2 protein-coding genes are annotated in these 2087 nt (G+C 36.8%); both read right to left on the minus strand.

What is annotated here, in order from left to right:
- Positions 1–151: 151 nt before the first annotated feature.
- Positions 152–574 carry a PcfB family protein gene (locus tag H8Z82_RS16815; RefSeq protein WP_227194788.1) on the minus strand — a complete coding sequence of 141 codons (423 nt, stop codon included), beginning with the start codon at positions 572–574 and terminating at the stop codon, positions 152–154.
- Between the two features lie 288 nt (positions 575–862).
- Positions 863–2087, minus strand: a 1225-nt coding sequence (locus H8Z82_RS16820) for a HEPN/Toprim-associated domain-containing protein (RefSeq protein ID WP_186995757.1), incomplete at its 5' end; no start/stop codon positions are given.

A 2087-nucleotide genomic window follows, 5' to 3' on the forward strand; every position in this document is an offset into this window, starting at 1 on the left:
GAGGTTTATGGCTTGGACAAAACATTACGCGAGTAAACTCGCATAAGCGGTTCCCGCTAGCCCGGACAGACGGTTTCCCGTCTGCCGGACTTGCGGTGTTACCGCACAAGAATATTCATCAGGTCTTTGGTTATGCCTTCAATGATGTTACTCAAAGGCTCTGCCCCCTGTCCTTATTCTTTTCCCGGCTCCGTTCTCTGTTCTTATTCTGTGATACTGCATCCCTAAAGCGTTTCAGTTTCTCCCTTACGGAAGTCCTGCCCTTTCGTTTCTCATTACCATAAACAAATTCCTTGAATGCCTGTGCTACTGCATCGGCATCCCTGCCCTTGAAAAATACCACATATTTCGGCGGGTCCGTTGTCTTGTCTTTCTTGACGGCAAAATCAACATTATATTTACGAGCTACCCGCTCAAAGGATTTGATATTGCCGTCCGTCACTTCGATAGACGAAACTCCCACGCCTTCGCCAACCAGCTTTTTCACAGAAGTTTTACCATGCGTTTTCTGTGCTTTCTGCCTGCGGTGGTTCAGATACATCCGCATTGCAGCCTTCAAGACGTTGGCATCCAATTTAGCGGTCTTAATTACAAGAGCGATTGTTTTCTGCGTTACTTCCTCTTACATAAGTACCTCCGATCTGCATTTCCATGTGCGTATGCTCCGCTAAGGTGGAACATACAGCCGATGTAATAAATACCTCATAATTCTCCTTTCCGCTTCTGGACATCGTGTCCAAAAGCAATAAAAAAAGGGCAGCTATAAATCTCTCGACTTATAACTGCCCTGACGCTGTTTTATTTTTATTATTTTATTTCAAACTGACAAACAATAGTCTATCACTTCATTTCTACTATAATACTACTTTTCAAAAGCAGCAAAAATTTCCCTAAGTAGCAAATCGCACTCTTCCCATTCATCTAAAACAAGTTGATCCTGACTTCTTTTAACCTTCAATTTAAACTGTTTCAACACTTCTGATTTAGAAACTATTTCACCTTGATATGCATCTACTTTATCAATATAGGATTTCCAACGAACAGGCTCGTATTCTCCACTTTTTTTCAGAATATCCTTACCAAGAAACATTTCTATTGAGCAAGCACGACCATTAATATTGTCTATTGAACTTCCTCCCGGTCCAATAGTTGGATAATGGAGACACATTTCTAAATCTGGCAAGTGCATAATTCTTACATTTGATGGAATTGGAATATTTTTTAAAACTTTTATTTCACTTAAACCAGCTGAATCATTATCATATAATGCAATAATTCTATTCCTGATTCCAGCAGCAATAAATGCTTTTAAATAATGCGTTAAGTAATTTGTACTTCCCTGCACAACATAAGTTGAAAAATCAATAAAAGAATAAAACTTTACCATGTGAGGATACAACAATTTCATTGCTTCAGATATAACTCTTGCATCTGTACTACCTTCTGTAAGTATAACTGTCTTAGATACTAAATACTCTTTTTCCTCTGGAACCTCATCACACCATCCACCCTCAAATAGATTTGTATAATCAAGAGTAATTATGTCTTCCGATTTAAATGCTTCTAAAATAATACGAAATACATCCCACGGTGATCCTATTTCTTCATCTAAATAATAGAAATCAATGCCAAAATATGTATCATCCTTACAATGTGGTAATGAGTCTAATACTATTTTCTCGCACAGAGAATTGTTCTCTCCCCTGCATTTCTCTAATGATATATAATCACCATTCTCATAAATATCGGACGCTAATATTGAAGAATACTTTTTTACTGCTCGGGCCCAATTTTCAAAGGTATACTCTCTTTCAATATTGTCACTATCGACTTCATCATCAAAATCATCTTCTAAGTAGTCTAAATAATTCTTCTTATGGTATTCAAATAAACATTTTGCCTTTAGAGTTGTATGTCCCATTACATCTAAACACATTTTTGCATTATTAACAGTCGTAGTAAAATATCGTCTAGTAATACTTTCATCTAGTTCTTTGTCAAATACTTCTTCTATCGTCAAATCATCTTGACGATAGAAGAAGTATTTGACAAAGAACTGCAATAATTTCTCCATTCCGTATATATAG

The sequence above is a fragment of the Blautia difficilis genome (assembly GCF_014297245.1).
Taxonomy (GTDB): domain Bacteria; phylum Bacillota; class Clostridia; order Lachnospirales; family Lachnospiraceae; genus Blautia_A; species Blautia_A difficilis.